Genomic DNA, 19,074 nt, shown 5'->3' on the forward strand with positions numbered 1-19,074 from the left:
ACTATGGCCGCTTGCGCTACCATCTATGGCTGCTTAATCATGAGCCGTGCCCCGGCATGGCGGTTGCCAGACCATCATGATGGCGGTATTCACGATTTCATGCCACGGAGGAAAACCCATGCTGATAGTGGTCTCGCCGGCCAAGACCCTGGATTACGAGTCATCATTGCCGGCGCTGCGCGCCACTCAACCGCGCATGCTGGATGACAGTGAAACACTGGTGGAAAGAGCCCGCAAACTGTCGCCGGCGGATCTGTCCAGCCTGATGGGGGTGAGTGACAAGATCGCCCACCTCAACGTCGAGCGCTTCGCTCTGTGGCAACGCCCCTTCAACAAGGACAATGCCCGTCCGGCACTCTTCGCCTTCAAAGGGGATGTTTACACCGGACTGGATGTAAGCCGGTTCAGCAAGGACGACCTGGCCGCCGCACAGCATCGGCTGCGCATGCTGAGCGGTCTTTACGGAGTCCTGCGGCCGCTGGATCTGATGCAACCGTATCGTCTGGAAATGGGCACCAAACTGGACACACCGGCCGGCAAGGACCTGTACGCCTTCTGGGATGAACGCATTACCCGGCAACTGATCAAGGACATGCGCGCCGTGGGCACTGACGTGCTGGTGAACCTTGCTTCCAATGAATACTTCAAATCCGTGCGAACCAAACTGTTGCCGGGGCCGGTCATCGAGCCGGTCTTTCAGGATGAGAAGAACGGCAAATATAAAGTCATCAGTTTCTACGCCAAAAAAGCCCGCGGCATGATGGCGGCCTGGATATTGCGCAAGGGGTTTGAAAAGCCCGAGGATCTGAAGCGATTCAGGGAGGCGGGGTATCGCTATGACAAAACGTCTTCCACGGACACCAAACCGGTGTTCCGAAGAGCCGAGCAGGGCGGTTGATCGTGGCCCTTTTCATACAGAAAAGGGCCACGATTTCACTGCCAGTCGGCCTCAAAGCCCTCGGGCTTGATCACCAGCACATCATTGCGGGCGTGCACCAGCAGGGATTCGGCGGTGGCGCCCAGCAGCAGCCGTTCCACTTTGTTGCGGCGCACCGTCCCCACCACCAGCACATCGGAGCCGTTATTTTCACAGTAGTCGGCCAGGGTGCCGGCGATTGGCCCTTCCAGCATTTCCGTGCGCTCCAGCGGCAGACCGTGGCGCTCGGCGAAACGGTCCAGAGCGTCGCGGTGACTCTTGCGAATGCTCTCGGCACTGGCGGCGTATTCAGGCAACGCTTCTCCCGCCACCAATAACAACGTCTCGTCCGGATGTTCCAGCACGTGCACGGCGTTGAGTGACGCCTGCAGCGGCGCCGACCATTCCCGGGCAGCGGCCAGTACGGTGGCGTCCAGGCCGTTCTCGTCTTCTTCCTCCGGCTCGATCGCCGCGGTAAACACCGGCGGCTCGCTCCAGGGACGGTCCTGCACGCAAAGCACCGGACAGGGCGCTCTGCGGATCAGCAGCCAGTCCCGTGGCGTAAACAGATGACGCCGCAGAGTGCCTTCCTCGCTGGTATGAACCACCACCAGGCGTGGTTTGGCGGCAATTACCGTCTGCCGCAGATCTTCATCCTGATCCTTGTGCGTGGTGATATGCACGGAGGCCTCGGTACCCGCCAGCAAGTCCTGGATACGCCTTTCCCAGGCGTTACGGATTTGCTGTTCGGCTGCTTGCCGGCGTTTCTGGTCCAGTCCCACGGCACGGCGCATGGCCGACGAATCGCTATTGACGGTCACCACTAGAGGGCAGCCCAGTGCCGCGGCCAGCAGCCGGCCTTTCTTCAACGCCGGCTGCGGAGCCTTCAGGTGGCGGTCCAATACAACGAGAATGCCATCGGTCGGAATAGTCATGGTGCCTCCACTTGTAGTCTGCCGCTGCCGCAAAGCGCCTCCCGGTCGATGATTTCCACATCCCTGCCGTCCACCAGCAGCATCTCCTGCTGCTGAAAACGGGTGAAAATGCGGCTCACTGTTTCCACCGCCAGTCCCAGGTAATTGGCGATGTCGTAGCGGGACATGGGCAGACGGAAGCGGCTGCTGCTCAAGCCCCGGCGCTGCTGACGCGCGGCCAGGGACAACAGTAGAGAAGCCACTCTGTCATCCGCGCTCTTCTTACTCAACAGCATGTGCAGTTCGCGGTCGGCTCGGATCTCGTTGCTCATCAGCGAGAAGAAGTGATGCTGCAAGGAGGGGATGCGCTGCGACAGATCCTCCAGGCGATGGAAGGGGATCTCGCACACCGTGGCGGTTTCCAATGCCTTGGCGTTGGAAACGTGGTGCGCGGTGCTGATGCCGTCCATGCCGACGATCTCACCCGGCAGGTAGAAGCCGGTAACCTGTTCCTCGCCCTCATCGGAGAGGACATAGGTCTTCAGGGCCCCGGAGCGCACGGCGTAAACCGCTCCGAACGGGGAGGCGGCGCGAAACAGGTGCTCTCCGCGCTTGAGAGGGCGGCCGCGGCGGATGATGCCATCCAGTTCGTCAAGCTGGGAAGGCGCCACCGCCAACGGCAGGCAAATGGGGCTGAGACTACAGTCGTTGCATGAAACGTGACGAGGCATGCTGCGTACCTCCATATTGGATACACTGCGTAGTGCAATTACGGCTTGAGACATTATGGTCTCCCGGATCGGTGACGGCGAGCTAAATAATGCGACTGAATCGCTGTGGGTTCGGGGTGCCGGCATAGCGGTCAAACAACATCGCCAGAGCGCGCACCACCAGGCGCCCGGTATCGGTGACCTTCAACACGGGGCCGTCCATATCAATCAGCCCCAGTTTCTCGAATTCGCCCAGCGCGGCCAGCTGGTCCTTGAAATAATCGGCGAAATCCACTTCCCAACGCTGTCGAAAGGCGACCAGATCCAGCCGCAGGTCGCACAGCAGCCCCATGATCACGTCACGGCGCAGGCGATCGTCCCAATCGAGCAGGAAACCCCGCTCGATCGGCATACGCCCCTCTTGCACGGCTTCCTGCCAGTCGCTCAGAACCTTGACGTTCTGCGCGTAGAAATCATCAAAAGCGCTGATCGCGCTGATCCCCATGCCCAAAAGGTCGGCGTCGCCATGCAACGAGTAGCCTTGGAAATTGCGGTGCAGGGTGCCGTTGCGCTGCGCCACCGCCATGGGATCGTCCGGCAGGGCAAAATGATCCATGCCGATCAGCACGTAGCCGGCCGCCTCCAGGGTTTCGCCGGCCAGTTTCAGCATGGCGAGTTTTTCCTCCGGACTGGGCAGCGCGGTTTCCTGGATTTGTCGCTGCACCTTGAAGCGCGCCGGCATATGGGCGTAGTTGTAAAGTGAAATGCGCTCCGGGCGTAAAGCCAGCAACTGTTCCAGGGAGCGGGCCAGGCTGGAGGCGGACTGCCAGGGCAAACCGTAAATCATGTCGGCATTGATGGAGTGGAAACCGAAATCCCGGGCGGCCTCGAATACTTCGGTGATCAGCTCGAGGGATTGCTCCCGGTTAACCGCTTTCTGCACCACCGGATCCAGATCCTGAATGCCGATACTGAGCCGGTTGAAACCCAGCCCCCGCAGCAGCCCGAGACGGGCGCGATCCACCGTGCGCGGATCGACCTCGATGGCGTACTCGCCGCGATCATCTTCCAGCAGATTGAAATGACGGGCCAGGTCATAGACCAGCTCGGTCATCTGCGCGTCACTGAGGTAGGTGGGGGTGCCGCCGCCCCAATGCATCTGCACCACGGGCCGTTGCGGGTCCACCAGCGCCGCCTTGGCTTTGATCTCCTGCTTCAGGAAGGTCAGATAATCCTCGGCCTTGGCCCGGTTGCCGGTGATGATCCGGTTGCAGGCGCAGTAGTAGCACACCGTGGCGCAGAACGGGATATGGCAGTACAGCGACAGTGGACGGCGGGCCTGATTACCGCGGGCCGCGGCCCGCCGGTAGTCCTCCTCGCCGACTTCCTCATGAAACTGGGTGGCCGGCGGATAGGAGGTGTAGCGGGGCCCGGGGCCTCCGAATCGGCGGATCAGATCCGGATTCCATTGCGTCATGTCAGCGCTCCAAAGGGTAATGGCGGCATCATGCCACTATGACCATCGCCGACCTTGATGCAGATCAAGGATGGTGATGGACATGGACGTCTCCGGGCAGCCCGTGCTGAAGAAACACCAGCGCCAGCGCCAATGTCATCGCCGCCGCCACATATCGGGCGGGCCCCCGCCGCAACCGCGCCAATTGCCCGCCGAACACGCCGGCAGCGCCCACCGGCAGCAGGGTAGTGGCGCCGAACATCCCCATGACCAGGGCACCATCGGCCCATTCACCGGTTCCGGCGGCCAGCACCAGGGCGGAATAAAGCAATCCACAGGGCAAGAACCCCCACAGACCACCCAGTGCCAGCGCCTTGAGCGGGTGATCCACCGGCATCAGACGGCGCGTCAGCGGGGACAGCCGGCGCCACAGCCCGGCCCCGAGACGCTCCAGTGCCCGGATCGGCGCGCTGCGGCCGAGGAAATGAGCGGTCAGCAAAACCATCAACAGCGCTGACAGCAACGCTGGCCAGTGCCAACCGCCCGCCACCGGGCCACTGGCCAATTGACTGCCCAGGCCTCCGGCGACCGCGCCCAGACCGGCGTAGGTCAACAGGCGGCCGCTGCCAAACAGCCCCTGCCAGGCGATCAGCCTGCTGCCGCGCCGCCGTTCTTCGGGGATCGAGAAGCTCAGGGCGGCAGCGATGCCGCCGCACATTCCGGCGCAGTGCAGGGCACCGCCGACGCCGAGGGCGAGCGCACCGGTCAACGCCACGGTAAGCGGGTCAACGATCATGATCGGCCCCCTTGCCAGCGTTTCGCCGCTGTTCTCGGTCTTCGAAAATCACCGTCCAGGCGGCATGATCCAGATCCTCGAACTGGCCCTGGCGTAAAGCCTTGAACAGCGCCCACACCGCCACGGCGAGGAACAGCAAGGCCACCGGAATCAACAAGAGCAGGCTTTCCATGTGGTTATCCTATTGGCGTTGAGTGTCACCAGCAGTGACGAGGCGGACATTCCCAGAGCCGCTGCCCAGGGCGGTATCCAGCCGGCCATGGCAAGAGGGATCGCCACCAGGTTGTAGCCGAGAGCCCAGGTCAGGTTCTGGCGGATCACCGCCTGGCAGCGATCCGCCAGACGGGGCAGATCAGCCAGCCCCTGCAGCCCCTCGTTGAGCAAATAGATCCCGGCGGCGCGACGCGCCAGACTGGAAGCCGCCGCCGGTGCCACCGATACCGTCGCCCGCAACAGCGCGGGCGCGTCGTTGATGCCATCTCCCACCATCATTTGCGGTCCTTCCTGCTGCTCCAGTTTCTGCAACCAGGCCGCTTTGTCATGGGGCGCCAATCGCGAGCGGGCTTCGCCGATGCCCAGTTCATCAGCCAGCGTGGCCACCGGCTCGGCGGCGTCGCCGCTGGCCATGCGCAGCCGCCACCCCCGTTGACGCAGTTGCTCAAGTACCGCCGGGGCTTCCGCACGTGGCTGGTCCCGCAACCAGAACAGCGCCTGGGTTTGGCCGTCACGTGTGAGGGTCAGACACGTCTCGCCGCCACGACTCAACTCCGGCGCCCCGCCCATGGCCCATTGGTGGCCCTGAAAACGGCCGCGGGCGCCGCTGGTGCTCAAACGCAAGTCCTCGATCGGCACCGGCGATAAATCATCAAAAGCCCTCGCCAGCGGGTGCGGATGATCCCGTTCCAGACCGGCTGCGATTCGGGGCAGGGTGGTGAGTCCTTCCGCCCCGACGTCGGCGGTGGCTTGCCACGCCACCCGCTGAAATCGGCCGGTGGTCAGAGTGCCGGTCTTATCAAACAGGACACCGCGAATACCCGGCAAGGATAAAAACTGAGAAGGGGAAGCAATCAGCAAGCCCAGCTTCAGCGCCCGGGCCAGCGTGGCGGACAGTGTCAACGGCACCGCCAACGCCAAGGCGCAAGGGCAGGTCACCACCAGCAAGGCCAGCATGTGCTCGAACGCCTCAGCCGGACCGCGATGCCAATGCAACAGAAGGGTGGCTATCGCCAGCAGCAGTACCGTGACGGTGAACAGCGGGGCCACTCTCTGCCAATCTCTCACCACCGTCACCCGTTCTTCCTGCGCGCGCGCCACCTGTTCCCCTATGCGCGCCACCAGGCTGCTGTCGGCGGCACTCGCGGCCTCGATATCCACACTGCCTTCCAGGATCCGGCAGCCGGCCTGCACCACATCGCCGGTGGTGCGGGTACGCGGCAGGGATTCGCCGGTCAGGGCCGCCTCGTTAAGGCGCGCTTCGCCGGCGCGGATAACCCCATCCACCGGCACGGTTTCCCCCTGGCTGACGCGCACGGTATCGCCGGCGCACAACTGGGCGGTAGCCACCCAGTCGCCACCCTCGATGTCACCCAGCCGCCGCACGACCAACGGCAGAGTGTCCTGCAACTGCTGCCAGGAACGCTGGATGCGCTGACGCTGGTGCAGTTCCAGCCAGCGGCTGAGCAGCAGGAAGAACACGAACATGGCGGCGGAATCGAAGTAAACGTGCTCACCACCGCTGGCCATCACCACCAGCGAGCCGCCCCAGGCCAACAACAGCGCCAGGGCCACCGGCACGTCCATGGTCGGGCGGCGTACTTTCAGGCTGCGCCAGGCGCCCTGGAAAAAGGGCCAGCCGGAATAGAACACCACCGGTGTGGCCACCAGCAGACCCGCCAGCCGGAACAGGTCCTGGTAAATGCGATCCGTGCCCTCGAACACGCCAATGTAGAGCGCGGCGGAATACATCATGGCCTGCATCGCGCCAAGGCCGGCCAACGCCAACCGGCCCAACAGGCGGCGCCGTTCTTTCTGCAGATGCCCTTCCCAGGTGGGATCGCCCGGCAGGGCGACCCGGTAGCCCAGTTCCAGAATGCGGCGCACGGCGTTGCGGGGGAATCGGTGTTCGGCGGCGTCATATTCCAGGGTCAATTGCATGCTGGCCAGATTGACCTGAACCGAGCGGGCGCCGGGGAGCCCCATCACCACTTTTTCAATCAGCCAGCAGCAGGCCGCGCAGGTAAGCCCGGAGACCTGCAGCCGCAAGCGCCGCCGATCATCCTGCTCCTGGATGTGAGCGGCCAGCAACTGAGGCATATCGAACAGTGCCAGAGTGCGCTCCGCTTCCTCGCCGGCCACCAGCGGCCCGTTATTGCTGCGGATAGCGTAGTAGTCCTCCAGACCGAGGCGATGAATCATCTCCACGGCGGCGGCGCAGCCAGGACAGCAGGTGGGCTTTTCCCCTCCCGGAGTGCGGGCGACGAAAGGCGAAACACCGACGCCTTCGCCACAGTGCCAGCAGGCCGTGCTCATGGCGCGCCCTGCTGCGGCTGCAGGCGCTGACGCAATCGCCAATGTCCCTGTTCCGGCGTCACCGTCACCACCCAGTGATCATTCACCGCCAGAGCGCCCCCGTCGGCGCGATAACGACCGCCTCCCTGATGAAGGAATGTCATGGCAATATCGCGCTCGGCGAAGGTCGGGTGGCGGAACGCCAGTTGCAACCGTTCAGGCCAGGGCATGGGCACTTTGCTGGTCAGTCGCAGACCGGCCGGTTCACCGGCGTACAGCCGCAGTTCGAGACCGAGCCGGCGGGCCTGATCCAGGTCGGCCATGGAACGGTTGATGGCCTTGCCCTGTTGATACCAGTCGTCCGCCACGGTGGCGTCGGCATGACGTATCGCCAGAGTCAGGGTAACCATGCCCCCCACCACCGAGGACAGCGGGATCAGAATAACCAGCCATACCAACGGGTAGCGATACCAGGGCAGGGTGCCATCACGGAGCGATGAAGCGTGATTCATGGCGCACCTCCAGATCAGGCACATCCAGATCCTGCACCCGGAACCAGATGGTCCGGTTGTCCAGATCGGTGACATAGGGGTCGTAGCTGACCGTGAGGGGCAGGCTTCGGTGTTGTCCGCCTTCCAGTGTCACGGTCACTTCGCCGTGGACCAGTTCCAGGCCCTCCGGCGCTTCCAGGGTGACGCGATAGCGGTGGCTGTGCTGGTCCTTGTTCTGCAGTTCCAGGCGGTAGCTGTTTTCCACCTCGCCCAGACTGGTGAGGCGATAGAGTTGGTTACGGTCACGCAACACATCCACCTGCAGTGGCACCCGGCTGTACAGCGCCCAGACAAACGCCAGCGACAACAGGGAAATCACCACGCCATAACCGATCAGGCGTGGCCTCAGTACCTGATGGCGGCCGCCGGCGAGGGCGTTTTCGGTGGTGTAGCGAATCAGCCCGTGAGGTTTGTTGATGCGATCCATCACCTGATCGCAGGCGTCGATACAGGCGGCACAGGTGATGCATTCGTACTGCAGGCCATCGCGAATATCGATGCCGGTGGGGCAAACCTGTACGCACAGGCTGCAGTCCACGCAATCACCAGTCTGGGAGACGGCCTGCTTTTTACGGGAGCCACGGCCACGGGGTTCGCCCCGGGCGGTGTCGTAGGACACGATAAGCGTGTCGCGGTCGAACATGACGCTCTGGAAACGCGCGTAGGGGCACATATACAGGCATACCTGCTCACGCAGGAAGCCGGCATTGCCGTAGGTGGCGACGGTGAAGAAGCCGATCCAGAACAGCGCCCAGCCCCCCACCTGGGCGGTGAGAAAGTCCGGCACCAGCTCACGGATCGGGGTGAAGTAGCCGACGAAGGTCAGTCCCGTGACCAGCCCCAGCAACAGCCAGCACAGGTGCTTGCCAGTGCGACGCCAGAGTTTGTTGAACGACCAGGGCGCCTTGTCGAGCTTCATGCGCTGATGGCGGTCGCCTTCGAATATCCGTTCGATTCCCATAAAGAAGCGGGTCCAGGTGGTCTGCGGGCAGACATAACCGCAGTAGACCCGCCCGGCCAGAACGGTAAAGAAGAACAGGGCGAACGCGGCCAGCATCAATGCCCAGGCCAGGAACAGGAAGTCCTGCGGCCAGAAGGTGATGCCGAAGATGTGGAAACTGCGATGGGGCAGGTCGAACAGCACCGCCTGCCGACCCTGCCACTGTACCCAGGGCAACAACAGATACAGACCCATGGTCAGACTCAGTCCCAGATCGCGCAGGCGCTGGTAATGGCCAGACACCTGCTTGGCCTGAATCCGTTCACGCTTGGCGTACAACGCCACCGAGCGGCCGTCGTCGATGCCTTCGGAATGAACCGGGATGCGCTCCGTTTTCGACATTCTGACTACTCCTCGGTCTCCATGGACAGGCTGTAGACGTAGGCGGCCAGCACGTGGATACGTTCCGGCGTCAAAACCCCTTCATGGGCTGGCATATGCCCCTGACGGCCTTCCCGGATGGTGGTTTCGATGTCCTCCAGACGGGCCCCGTAGAGCCAGATACCATCGGTCAGGTTGGGGGCGCCAATCATCTGGTTGCCGGTGGCGTCGGCGCCATGGCAGGCGGCGCACACCTGGAACCGAGGCTCGGCCCGTTCGGCCGCGTCACGATACTCTGGCTTGTCCTTGAGGTCGGGCCGGCTGAGGGTTTGCACGTACATGGCCATGTCCCGCACCGCTTCGTCGCTGTTGCCAATGGCCGCCGCCATCGGCGTCATGGTGCCGCGGCGTCCACTGGTAATGGTCTGCACGATGGCGTCGGGGGAGCCGCCGTAGAGCCAGTCACCATCGGTAAGGTTGGGATAGCCGCGTGCGCCGCGCGCATCGGAGCCGTGGCAGATGGCGCAGTTCTGCGCGAACAGCCGGCCACCAACGTCCCGGGTCTCGGGATAATGAGCCAGCTCATCCACCGGCACCTTGGCGAATTCCTGGAACAACGGCTCGCTGCTTTTTTCCACCAGCGCCACTTCCTGTTCCCATTGAGTGACGCTGGTCCAGTTCAGCAGGCCGCCGAACCGGCCCAGGCCTGGGTAGAGCACCAGATAGCCGACGGCGAAAACCAGGGTGCCGATGAACAGAAACAGCCACCAGCGGGGTAGGGGCTGGTTTCGCTCCTCGATGCCGTCGAACTTGTGACCGGTGGTGTCCTGTCGCGCCTCCTCGGCGGACAGGCGGGAATTGGCGAACAACAGCACCGCGCAACCCACCAGATTCAACACCACGATAAAAATGATGTACCCGCTCCAGAAATCACTCATGGATTTGCTCCCCGCCGCTCCCGGCCCGGGCCTGTTGATCGTCACGCACCGGCAGCTTGGCCAGTTCCTGATATTGCTGTTTGCGGCCGGGCCGGTAGACCCAGGCCACCAGGGCGAGAAACGCCAGGAAAAACAGTACGGTCAGAACGCTGTGATAAGTCATTCACGAACCTCCTTACGGGCCTGGCCAAGGGAGAGCAGGTAAGCCACCAGCGCGTCTTCCTCACTGGCATCGGCCCATTCGCCGTTCACCTTTTCCATCTGCTCGGCCACATCCTGCTCGCTGTAGGGCACACCGAATAGGTCCTTGAACACGCTCAGCTTGCGTTCCATGTGCTTCCAATCCACCGGCGTGTTTTGCAGCCAGGGGTAGGCTGGCATATTGGACTCAGGCACCACCGCGCGCGGATCGCGCAGGTGTTCCCGATGCCATTGTTCGGTGATCGGGCGCAGTCCCACCCGTGCCAGATCCGGACCGGTACGCTTGGACCCCCACAGGAACGGATGCTCCCAGACGTCTTCTCCGGCCACGCTGTACGGCCCGAACCGTTCGGTTTCCGCGCGCAGCGGCCGCACCATCTGGGTGTGGCATACATGGCAGCCTTCACGGATGTAGATATCGCGACCGGCCATTTCCAAGGCATCGTAGGGCCGCAAAGTGGACATCGGCTCGGTGGTGGATTTCTGCCAGAACAACGGTACGATCTCGGCCAGCCCGCCGAAGCTCACCGCCACCAGAATCAGCACGATCAGCAGGCCCACGTTTTTCTCGATTACGGCGTGTCGGTTTGCCATCGTTGATCTCCTAGTAGGCAAGGGCCAGACGGTTGTCTTCACCGGCGTCATCACGGGTGCCGCGAATGGTGAGATAGACATTGAGTGCCATCAGCAACATGCCGACCAGGAACACCACACCGCCGATCAGACGCACAATGTAGAACGGCTGCCGTTCCACCAGCTCCTGAACGAAGTTGTAGGTGAGGGTGCCGTCGTCATTGACCGCCCGCCACATCAGGCCCTGCATGATCCCGGACACCCACATGGCGGCGATGTAGAGCACCGTGCCAATGGTGGAAAGCCAGAAATGCACGTTGATCCAGCCCACGGAATACATGCGCTGGCGGCCAAACAGGCGCGGCGTCATGACATAAAGCGCGCCGATGGAGATCATCGCCACCCAGCCCAGGGCGCCGGCGTGCACGTGGCCGATGGTCCAGTCGGTGTTATGGCTGAGCGCATTGACCGTCTTGATCGACATCAGCGGCCCTTCAAAGGTGCTCATGCCGTAGAAGGAGAGGGCGACGATCAGGAAGCGGATAATCGGGTCGTCACGCAACTTGTGCCAGGCGCCGGACAGCGTCATGACACCGTTGATCATGCCGCCCCAGCTGGGCGCCAGCAGGACGATGGAGAACACCATGCCCACGGACTGGGCCCAATCCGGCAGGGAGGAATAGTGCAGATGATGCGGCCCGGCCCACATGTACACCGCGATCAGCGCCCAGAAATGCACGATGGACAAACGGTAGGAATAGACCGGACGTTCCGCTTGAATCGGCACGTAGTAGTACATCATGCCGAGGAAGCCCGCGGTGAGGAAAAAGCCAACGGCGTTGTGGCCGTACCACCACTGCACCATGGCATCGATGGCGCCGGCATAGGCCGAATAGGACTTGGTCAGGGAAATCGGTATGGCGGCGCTATTGACGATATGCAACAGCGCCACCGCCAGAATAAAGCCGCCATAGAACCAGTTGGCCACATAAATGTGTCCGGTACGCCGTTTCGCGATGGTGCCGAAAAAGACCACCGCATAGGCCACCCAGACCAGAGCCAGCAGAATATCGATCGGCCACTCCAGCTCCGCGTATTCCTTGGCGCTGGTGAACCCCAGCGGCAGACTCACAGCGGCGAGAACGATGACCGCCTGATACCCCCAGAACACGAAAGCCGCCAGCCCCGGCAACACCAGTGGGGCCTGACAAGTGCGCTGAACCACATATAAGGACGTGCCGATCAAGGCACAGCCGCCAAAGGCGAAGATTACGGCGTTGGTGTGCAGCGGGCGAAGGCGCCCGAAACTCAGCCAGGGCAAATCAAAGTTCAAGGCGGGCCAAGCCAGTTGCGCGGCGATCCAGACCCCCACGAACATGCCCACGACCCCCCAAACCACGGTCATGACTGTAAATTGGCGAACCACATGGTAGTGGTACGCCGGCGGCGCAGCGGCGTCTTGCATGGTGTTGTCCTTGCAGATTGAGGCGTGTGCAAGGTATCAGTCGGCGCTAAAGCTGCCCTTGATATACATCAATAGAACCATGGGGGATGCGGAAATCCCGGCCTGAAAAGACCGGGAGGTATGACCAAACAATCTAAATGATTATGAAAAACATTATCATTATTGACCGGGGCAGGTTACCCCCGGATAATCCCTACCCCTTTCGACAGAGAATCGTAAAGCGCGCTGATCAGGCTCGTTGGGCGCGCCAGACCATGTTCTTCACCTTTAGGGGGGTCAAATGATAGATATCAACAATGCAGTCCAATGCCAGGTAAATCGACGGTGCCAGCGCACCACGACCGCTCTGCTATGCGGCGCGACTCTGGCTATTGCTCCCATGATTGGCAATGCCCAGGAGGCAGGCGGCGGGAATGAGGATGAAACGGTGTACCGTCTCGCCCCCATTATCGTCAATACGCAGGCAATAGCTCCTGATGATGATGCCAACTCAACTGTTGCCCGAGAGTTATGGGTGGGTGGCAAGGTCGCAACCAGCATCCTCGACACACCGGCCTCCGTGTCGGTTATCACGGAAAAGGAGATCGAGCAGCGAAACGCGAATACCACCGAGGAGGTCCTGCAATATACCCCGGGGGTCATCACCGATTACTACGGCACCGACGACCGTAACGACTATTTCAAAATTCGAGGCTTCCAGGCCACTACCTACCGTGACGGCATGACACTGGGATCGATGCGCGGTGTGCGCGAGGAACCCTACGCCTATGAGCGCGTTGAGGTCCTGCGAGGGGCCAACTCTACCTTGTTCGGCCCGGCGGATCCGGGGGGATCGGTAAACTTCGTGAGCAAACGGCCGAAGTTTTATCGCTTTGGCGAGGGCTACCTGGGCTATGGCTCCTTTGATCAGAAAGAGGCCGGTATCGATGTGGGGGACGTACTGGACGCTGATCAGACACTGGCCTATCGCTTCACCGGAAAATTCAAGGATGGCGAGCGCGAATACGATCACTCGAAAGACGATAATCAGTTTTTCATGGGGGCACTGACCTGGGAGCCGACAGCGTATACCTCCGCCACCTTGATCCTGGACTATCTTAAGCGTGACAGCACGCCCAACAGCGGCGGTTATCCCCTTGACCGGGAATATGACCGCAGCGATTTCTTTGGTGAGCCTGATTTCAACTATCACGACGTTGAACGTACCAGCATGACAGGGCAGCTCACCCATGATTTCAGCAATGGACTTACCCTGCGCGGGAATTTGCGCTACAGCGATCTGACCGATGATTTTGGTTACGTCTATCTGACGGATTCCGTCGCAAGAACAGGCACGGTGGTTGATCGGGATTACTTCGGCACCGACAGTAAGGCGCATGAGCTGATCGGCAACGTCATTCTGCAATACAATGCCAGCTTCGACCACATCGACAGCAGCACTTTGATGGGGGTCGAATACCGTGACGCCTCAACGGATGACAGCTCCTTCTATGGGGATGCGGAATCAATTGATATCGAAGACCCGGTTTACTCCGGGGCTCCGAGCAGCCTGAATATCTATAGCACCAACAAACAGGATTACACCACCAAATCAGTTTTCCTGACACAGAACTTATCTTTTTATGATCGATTCGTTATCACGGCTGGGGTTCGCAATGACTCAATGGATCTTTCCAGCGAGGGGAGCTCCTATGGTTCGCCATTCGATGACAGTGATGACTTTTCGGAAACTTCAGCCCGGGGCGCGCTAACCTATAAAGTCAATGACAGGCTTTCGACCTATATCAGTTATGTGGAATCGGTGGCACCGCCGTCCATCGGCGTTAAACCGGAACGCGGTGAGCAGCACGAGATAGGCGTAAAGTACGCGCCCGCGGGTATGAACGCGCTGTTCTCGGCAGCGGTCTATGAGCTGAACAAAGACGACGTTTCCATTGCCGTTGTGCAGGATAACGGCACCATCGAGCAGGAAACCATTGGCGAATCCCGCGTGCGAGGGGGTGATCTGGAAGCCAAAGTCGAGCTGACCGATAACCTGAGTCTTACCGGTGGCTACTCCTATATAGAGCCCAAAGTGATTCGCGGCACACTCCGGGATGGCACGTCACTTGAAGGGAACGAGTTCGCCATAGCACCGAAACACACCGCCTCGCTCTGGGGGCATTATACTCTGCCAGATACGGGGATGAGCTTTGGTCTTGGTGCTCGCCATGTCGGCTCTTATTACTTTGATGCCGCCAATACCTCCAAGAGCGATTCGGAGACGCTCTTTGATGCCTCTCTCGGCTACCAGCTCATAAAGAACATCAATGTTACCGTCAATGTCCACAACCTGTTCGATGAGCAGCATGTGGTCGGCTCAGGCACAGCAAACTACTACAATCCGGGGCGCGAAATTACGGCGAAAGTAAGCTATCGCTGGTAGTGTCATCGGCCAGTACACCACCAGGGGCCATCCTCCGCGGGAGGGGCCCCTAGCGGGTCTCGTCGCAGCCCTCCCTGAGCGGACGTGCGAAGCGCAGTACGGCAACGGTGAGCGCGGGCAGAAAGGTGACCGTCACCAAGGCAGTGCCGATCAGACCGAACAGCACGATGGCACCAACGCCGCGATACAGTTCGGTGCCTTCGCCAGGCAACAACACCAAAGGTGCCAGTCCGCATACCGTGGTAATGGTGGTCATGGCGATGGGGCGTAGCCTGGAACGTACCGCGTTGCTGACCGCGTCGTCGGCGCTCTGTCCCTGGCGGCGATTGGTCAGCGCCTCATGCACGATCAGAATCGGGTTGTTCACCACGGTTCCCATCAGAATCAGAAAGCCGAGCATGGAAATCATGTCGAAGGACTGTTGCACCGGCGGCAGCCCGAACGTCGGCAATAATGCGCCGAAGCCATTTAGCAGCGCCAGGCCGAGAATGCCACTGGCAATGCCCGCGGGTATGGTGGTCATGATCAGCAGCGGATAGCCCCAATGGGTGAAGATCGCCACCAGCAGCAGGTAGATCAGCGCCAGCGCCACGATATAATTGCCGGACAGCGCCTCGCGAGTAGCGTCCAACTGGTCACTGGCGCCGGAGATATCCACCGTGACCCCGGCGGGAATCCGCCCCTGATCACGCAGATGACCGATCACCTGCTCCCGTACCAGGGCCACACCGGTTTCCAGCGGCACGCCGCGTGGCGGAATGATGTTCAGAGTCACGGTGCGGCGACCGTTGACGCGCCGGACCATACTGGTATCCACGGCCTCCTCCAATGACGCCAGCGACGACAGCGGCACCGTGGCCCCTTGCGGAGTATGCACCGGCAGCGAGGGCAGGGTATCCAGCGCCGGGTCCGAGCCCACATCGCTGTAGGCGTAGATATCCACTTTGTCATCACCGAGGAAGAATTCGTCCATGAAGGCGCCATCGGTCAGTGCCGCCACGGTGAAGCCAAGACTCTCCGCGCTCATACCCAGCTCCTCCGCCCGCTCCCAATCCGGTCGCACTTCCAGCATCGGCTGGGCCAGGGACAGGCTGGACGGCTGCGACTGAATACGGGGGTTGTCGAACACTTCCTCCGCCCGCTGATAGGAGAGCAGGGTGAAGTCGTAGATCATCGCCAGATCATTGCCGGAGATATCCAGGTTGACGCTGCGGGTGCCGCCATCGTTGCTGGAAATGATCGAGCCCCTGGAAACGAAGGCACGCATCCCCGGGTAGCGCTCATACACCTCGGTGATGGCGTCCATCAACGGTTCCATGTGCGCGGCGTCCACCGGCTCGGCGATGATAAACAGCCCACTGGGTTCAACGTAGAAATTGAGGTAACGGATGGGAGGGGCGGGAAGGTCACCGCTTTCCCACTTGCCCGGCGCCTCGCCCACCAGAGGCAAAAAATAATCGCGCACTTGCTCGCCGATGGCGGCCATCGCCTCCAGGTTGTAGCCTGGCGGGGCGTTCATGGAGGCGAACACCTTGGCTTCCTCGCCCTCCGGCAGGTATTCCGCCGGCGGCGTCAACACCACCAGAATCAGCCCGCCGGCCAGAACCGTGCCGCCGATGGTGACACCGCGCCGACCGGCACTGGCGCTGAGCCAGTCGGACAACCGGTGCAGGCCGCGCAACCAGCGACTGTCTTGGCCACCGTGCTCGAACACGGCGCCAAAATCCAACCTTGCCGCCAGGGTGGGAATCACCGTCATCGCCACCAGCATGGACACCAGAATGGACGCGGACACGGCAATGGCGATATCGGAGTAAAGCTGTCCGGCCTCCTGCTGAATGAACACCACCGGCAGAAACACCAACACGGTGGTCATGGTGGAAGCGAATACCGCCGGCCATACCTTGCGGATACCTTCCACCGAGGCTCGGAACCGGTCCAGTCCCCGGCGGCGCTCGATCTCGATGCTTTCCAGCACGACGATGGAGTTGTCCAGGGTCATGCCGATGGCGAAAGCCACGCCGGCCAGGGAAATCACGTTGATGGTACGTCCGGCCAGCAACAGGCCGAGAAAAGCGGCGATGGTACAGATCGGGATCCCCACGACGCCGACGGCGGTGATGCGTACCGATCGCAGAAACAAAAACATGACCAGGGTGGCGAACAGGGCACCGATAGCCAGATTACTCCAAACGTTGGCGACGGACGCTTCCACGTAACGCGCATCGTCGGAGATCAGCGCGATGCGCAGACCGGCCGGTTCCAGCACCTCCCGGTTGATCAGAGCCACTTCCTCGAACATGGCGTATTTGATGTCGATAACATTGGATCCGGTCTCCCGCCGTACCGCCAGGCTGATGACCGGCTCGCCATTGACGGAGCTGATAACGTTGACCGGGAAATGGTCCAGTTCCACCGTGGCCACATCGCGCAGCCGGATCACCCCGTCGCCGCGGCGGGCCAGTACCAGGTCAAGCATGTCCGACAGCTGCTCGAACCGGCCCACGGTACGCAGCAGATAACGGCGCTTGCCGCTATCCACTTCGCCGCCGGAAACATCGCGGTTACGCGCGCGCATGGCGTCACGGACCTGGGTCACGGTGAGATTGCGCTCGGCTAGCCGTTGCGGGTTCAGCAGCACCCGGATTTGCCGTTCCGCGCCGCCCCGCAGTTCCACCTGGGACACGCCCGGCACGCTCTCCATGCGGGGACGGACGTTGTCGTCGATGAAATCCCGCATCAGGTCCAGGTCCAGATCCCTGGGATTGCCCGGCAACGGTGACACCCGGTAATACATGAAGGCGTTGGAGGAAAAGGACGTGGACAGGATCATCGGTTGATCCACGTTGTCCGGATAGGATGGCACCTGGCTGAGCGCGTTGTTGACTCGGATCAGCGTCTCGGTAATGTCCACGCCAAAAGGAAATTCCAGTTCAATCTCGGCACTACCGCTGCTGGCCACGGCGGTGAGCCGGCGCAGGTTGGGCACGTTACGCAGGTATTCCTCTTGTTCAATGAGGATTTCCTTTTCCACGTCCTGAGGGGTGGCGCCGGGCCATTGCGTCAGCACCGAGATGGTGCGCACCTCCAGATCAGGAATCATCTGCACTGGAATGCGCAGTGCGGCCAGCACACCCAGAATGGTGATGATCAACACCACCACCGTCATCAGGGTGCCGTTGCGGACGATTTTCTCAAACACAGCGGCCCCTCACTGGCGAACCTCCAGTTCATGGCCGTCCCGCAGGCCCTCGTTACCGCGCACCACCACCCGATCCCCCTCGCTCAGGCCTTCGCGTACCGGCACCAGGTCGCCCAGGCCTTCGTCTACCCGTAACCGCTGTTCCCGTGCCACTAACGTGCCGTCGGCGTTGCTCTCCGCCAGCCAGACGGAAACCCGGCCATCGGGATAGCGCAACAGGGCGTCCCGGGGCACCGCCAGCTGCGGTTCCTCACTACTGAGCAACAAAGTGGCGCGCACCGACATGCCCGGTGTCACTCCGGGCGGATCCGTCAACCTGGCGCGAATCAGGAAGGTACGGGCGTCAGGGTCGTTCACCGGCACGATGGCGGCGATCCGTGCCGCATAGGACGCGCCTCCGCCCCCCGGACGAATCTCCAGCCGGCTGTCCTTGGAAAGACGCGGGTAGTATTCCTGCGGTACCGCCAGATCCACATGGACTTGTTGCGGACTGACCAGGTCCAACACCGCGCTGCCCGGCGTCACCCATTCACCCACTTCCGTGCGCTTGGCACTAATCGCGCCGGCAAACGGCGCTTTGAGCGTATGGCGGGCGAGGAGGGCGCCTTGCCGGCGCTGTTCCGCCCGCGCGCTGCCCAGCGCCGCCTCCGCCATGGCCACTTCGGCCTCCAGTGCACGCACCTCACTGGCGGCAATGCTGCGTTTCGCTACCAGTGTGCTTGCTTCCTGAAAACGCCGCCGGGCGTCCGCCAATCGAGCGGCGGCTTCCTTGCCAGCGGCACGGGCGCCGTCCAGCGCCAGACGGTTCAGTTCACCATCCAGCTCCAGCAGCACCTGACCTTGCTCGACGCGATCCCCCACATCCACGTTCAAGGCCGTTACCAGGCCCGCCACGGAAGTGGACAGCTGGGCGGCCCTGTCCGCGGTGAGGGTGCCCGTCAGCGGCAACCGTTCCTCCAGATGACGCAACGTCACCGTGGTCAACGCCACTGGCTCCTTGGCCCCAGCCAGGCCGGTCCAGAAAAGAACAAGTACGCCAAGAATCCCATACCAAATCGCCGGGCTTGCGCCGCGTGTCGACAACATACCGCACCCTGA

General features: G+C 61.8%; 16 protein-coding genes. 2 read left to right on the forward strand and 14 right to left on the reverse strand.

The annotated features are described in order from the left end of the window. Positions 1–118 precede the first annotated feature (118 nt). The gene (yaaA, locus tag B5T_RS11210; protein ID WP_014994618.1) at positions 119–898 is read left to right on the forward strand and encodes a peroxide stress protein YaaA; all 780 of its coding nucleotides are present in this window, start codon (positions 119–121) and stop codon (positions 896–898) included. Positions 899–933: 35 nt separating this feature from the next. Here yaaA and B5T_RS11215 read toward each other — a convergent pair whose 3' ends face one another. The 12 genes from B5T_RS11215 to ccoN form a co-directional block, all read right to left on the reverse strand. Then, the gene (locus B5T_RS11215) at positions 934–1,851 is read right to left on the reverse strand and encodes a universal stress protein (RefSeq protein WP_014994619.1); all 918 of its coding nucleotides are present in this window, start codon (positions 1,849–1,851) and stop codon (positions 934–936) included. Further along, positions 1,848–2,561, reverse strand: a complete 714-nt coding sequence (fnr, locus tag B5T_RS11220; RefSeq protein WP_014994620.1) for a fumarate/nitrate reduction transcriptional regulator Fnr — start codon at positions 2,559–2,561, stop codon at positions 1,848–1,850. The genes B5T_RS11215 and fnr overlap by 4 nt, the downstream gene beginning before the upstream one ends. An 82-nt stretch (positions 2,562–2,643) precedes the next feature. Beyond that, positions 2,644–4,017, reverse strand: coding sequence for an oxygen-independent coproporphyrinogen III oxidase (hemN, locus tag B5T_RS11225; protein WP_014994621.1), 1,374 nt, complete (start codon positions 4,015–4,017; stop codon positions 2,644–2,646). A 64-nt stretch (positions 4,018–4,081) separates the two neighbouring features. After that, positions 4,082–4,792, reverse strand: coding sequence for a sulfite exporter TauE/SafE family protein (locus B5T_RS11230; protein ID WP_014994622.1), 711 nt, complete (start codon positions 4,790–4,792; stop codon positions 4,082–4,084). Continuing rightward, positions 4,782–4,964 carry a cbb3-type cytochrome oxidase assembly protein CcoS gene (gene ccoS, locus B5T_RS11235; protein ID WP_014994623.1) on the reverse strand — a complete coding sequence of 61 codons (183 nt, stop codon included), beginning with the start codon at positions 4,962–4,964 and terminating at the stop codon, positions 4,782–4,784. Before ccoS ends, B5T_RS11230 begins: the two co-directional genes overlap by 11 nt. Further along, positions 4,943–7,321, reverse strand: a complete 2,379-nt coding sequence (locus B5T_RS11240; protein ID WP_014994624.1) for a heavy metal translocating P-type ATPase — start codon at positions 7,319–7,321, stop codon at positions 4,943–4,945. Before B5T_RS11240 ends, ccoS begins: the two co-directional genes overlap by 22 nt. Then, entirely contained in the window at positions 7,318–7,812 is a 495-nt protein-coding gene (locus tag B5T_RS11245) for a FixH family protein (protein WP_014994625.1), read from the reverse strand. The genes B5T_RS11240 and B5T_RS11245 overlap by 4 nt, the downstream gene beginning before the upstream one ends. Next, positions 7,787–9,193, reverse strand: coding sequence for a cytochrome c oxidase accessory protein CcoG (ccoG, locus tag B5T_RS11250; RefSeq protein WP_014994626.1), 1,407 nt, complete (start codon positions 9,191–9,193; stop codon positions 7,787–7,789). Before ccoG ends, B5T_RS11245 begins: the two co-directional genes overlap by 26 nt. Positions 9,194–9,198: 5 nt before the next feature. Next, complete coding sequence (ccoP, locus tag B5T_RS11255) at positions 9,199–10,110, reverse strand: cytochrome-c oxidase, cbb3-type subunit III (RefSeq protein ID WP_014994627.1); 912 nt, start codon at positions 10,108–10,110, stop codon at positions 9,199–9,201. Further along, the gene (locus tag B5T_RS11260; protein WP_014994628.1) at positions 10,103–10,273 is read right to left on the reverse strand and encodes a cbb3-type cytochrome oxidase subunit 3; all 171 of its coding nucleotides are present in this window, start codon (positions 10,271–10,273) and stop codon (positions 10,103–10,105) included. Before B5T_RS11260 ends, ccoP begins: the two co-directional genes overlap by 8 nt. Continuing rightward, positions 10,270–10,905 carry a cytochrome-c oxidase, cbb3-type subunit II gene (gene ccoO / locus B5T_RS11265; RefSeq protein WP_014994629.1) on the reverse strand — a complete coding sequence of 212 codons (636 nt, stop codon included), beginning with the start codon at positions 10,903–10,905 and terminating at the stop codon, positions 10,270–10,272. Before ccoO ends, B5T_RS11260 begins: the two co-directional genes overlap by 4 nt. A gap of 10 nt (positions 10,906–10,915) precedes the next feature. Next, a complete protein-coding gene (ccoN, locus tag B5T_RS11270) occupies positions 10,916–12,349 on the reverse strand; it encodes a cytochrome-c oxidase, cbb3-type subunit I (RefSeq protein WP_041716991.1) in 1,434 nt (477 codons plus the stop codon). A gap of 280 nt (positions 12,350–12,629) precedes the next feature. Between ccoN and B5T_RS11275 the strand changes: the two genes are divergently transcribed. After that, positions 12,630–14,774, forward strand: a complete 2,145-nt coding sequence (locus B5T_RS11275; protein WP_041716992.1) for a TonB-dependent siderophore receptor — start codon at positions 12,630–12,632, stop codon at positions 14,772–14,774. Between the two features lie 49 nt (positions 14,775–14,823). Here the strand turns inward: B5T_RS11275 and B5T_RS11280 are convergent, their stop codons facing one another. Further along, entirely contained in the window at positions 14,824–17,976 is a 3,153-nt protein-coding gene (locus tag B5T_RS11280; protein WP_014994632.1) for an efflux RND transporter permease subunit, read from the reverse strand. A 9-nt stretch (positions 17,977–17,985) separates the two neighbouring features. Then, on the reverse strand, positions 17,986–18,966 hold the full coding sequence (locus B5T_RS11285) for an efflux RND transporter periplasmic adaptor subunit (RefSeq protein ID WP_014994633.1): 981 nt from the start codon (positions 18,964–18,966) through the stop codon (positions 17,986–17,988). Between the last annotated feature and the right edge of the window lie 108 nt (positions 18,967–19,074).

The organism is Alloalcanivorax dieselolei B5, assembly GCF_000300005.1.
GTDB lineage: Bacteria > Pseudomonadota > Gammaproteobacteria > Pseudomonadales > Alcanivoracaceae > Alloalcanivorax > Alloalcanivorax dieselolei.

Excerpts from the sequence above, each read along its gene's own strand:
- B5T_RS11245 (WP_014994625.1), bottom strand. The coding sequence starts at position 7,812 with ATGAATCACGCTTCATCGCTCCGTGATGGCACCCTGCCCTGGTATCGC.
- fnr (WP_014994620.1), bottom strand. The coding sequence starts at position 2,561 with ATGCCTCGTCACGTTTCATGCAACGACTGTAGTCTCAGCCCCATTTGC.
- B5T_RS11275 (WP_041716992.1), top strand. The coding sequence starts at position 12,630 with ATGATAGATATCAACAATGCAGTCCAATGCCAGGTAAATCGACGGTGC.
- ccoN (WP_041716991.1), bottom strand. The coding sequence starts at position 12,349 with ATGCAAGACGCCGCTGCGCCGCCGGCGTACCACTACCATGTGGTTCGC.
- B5T_RS11260 (WP_014994628.1), bottom strand. The coding sequence starts at position 10,273 with ATGACTTATCACAGCGTTCTGACCGTACTGTTTTTCCTGGCGTTTCTC.
- yaaA (WP_014994618.1), top strand. The coding sequence starts at position 119 with ATGCTGATAGTGGTCTCGCCGGCCAAGACCCTGGATTACGAGTCATCA.
- B5T_RS11215 (WP_014994619.1), bottom strand. The coding sequence starts at position 1,851 with ATGACTATTCCGACCGATGGCATTCTCGTTGTATTGGACCGCCACCTG.
- ccoO (WP_014994629.1), bottom strand. The coding sequence starts at position 10,905 with ATGGCAAACCGACACGCCGTAATCGAGAAAAACGTGGGCCTGCTGATC.
- hemN (WP_014994621.1), bottom strand. The coding sequence starts at position 4,017 with ATGACGCAATGGAATCCGGATCTGATCCGCCGATTCGGAGGCCCCGGG.
- ccoP (WP_014994627.1), bottom strand. The coding sequence starts at position 10,110 with ATGAGTGATTTCTGGAGCGGGTACATCATTTTTATCGTGGTGTTGAAT.
- B5T_RS11240 (WP_014994624.1), bottom strand. The coding sequence starts at position 7,321 with ATGAGCACGGCCTGCTGGCACTGTGGCGAAGGCGTCGGTGTTTCGCCT.
- B5T_RS11230 (WP_014994622.1), bottom strand. The coding sequence starts at position 4,792 with ATGATCGTTGACCCGCTTACCGTGGCGTTGACCGGTGCGCTCGCCCTC.
- ccoG (WP_014994626.1), bottom strand. The coding sequence starts at position 9,193 with ATGTCGAAAACGGAGCGCATCCCGGTTCATTCCGAAGGCATCGACGAC.
- ccoS (WP_014994623.1), bottom strand. The coding sequence starts at position 4,964 with ATGGAAAGCCTGCTCTTGTTGATTCCGGTGGCCTTGCTGTTCCTCGCC.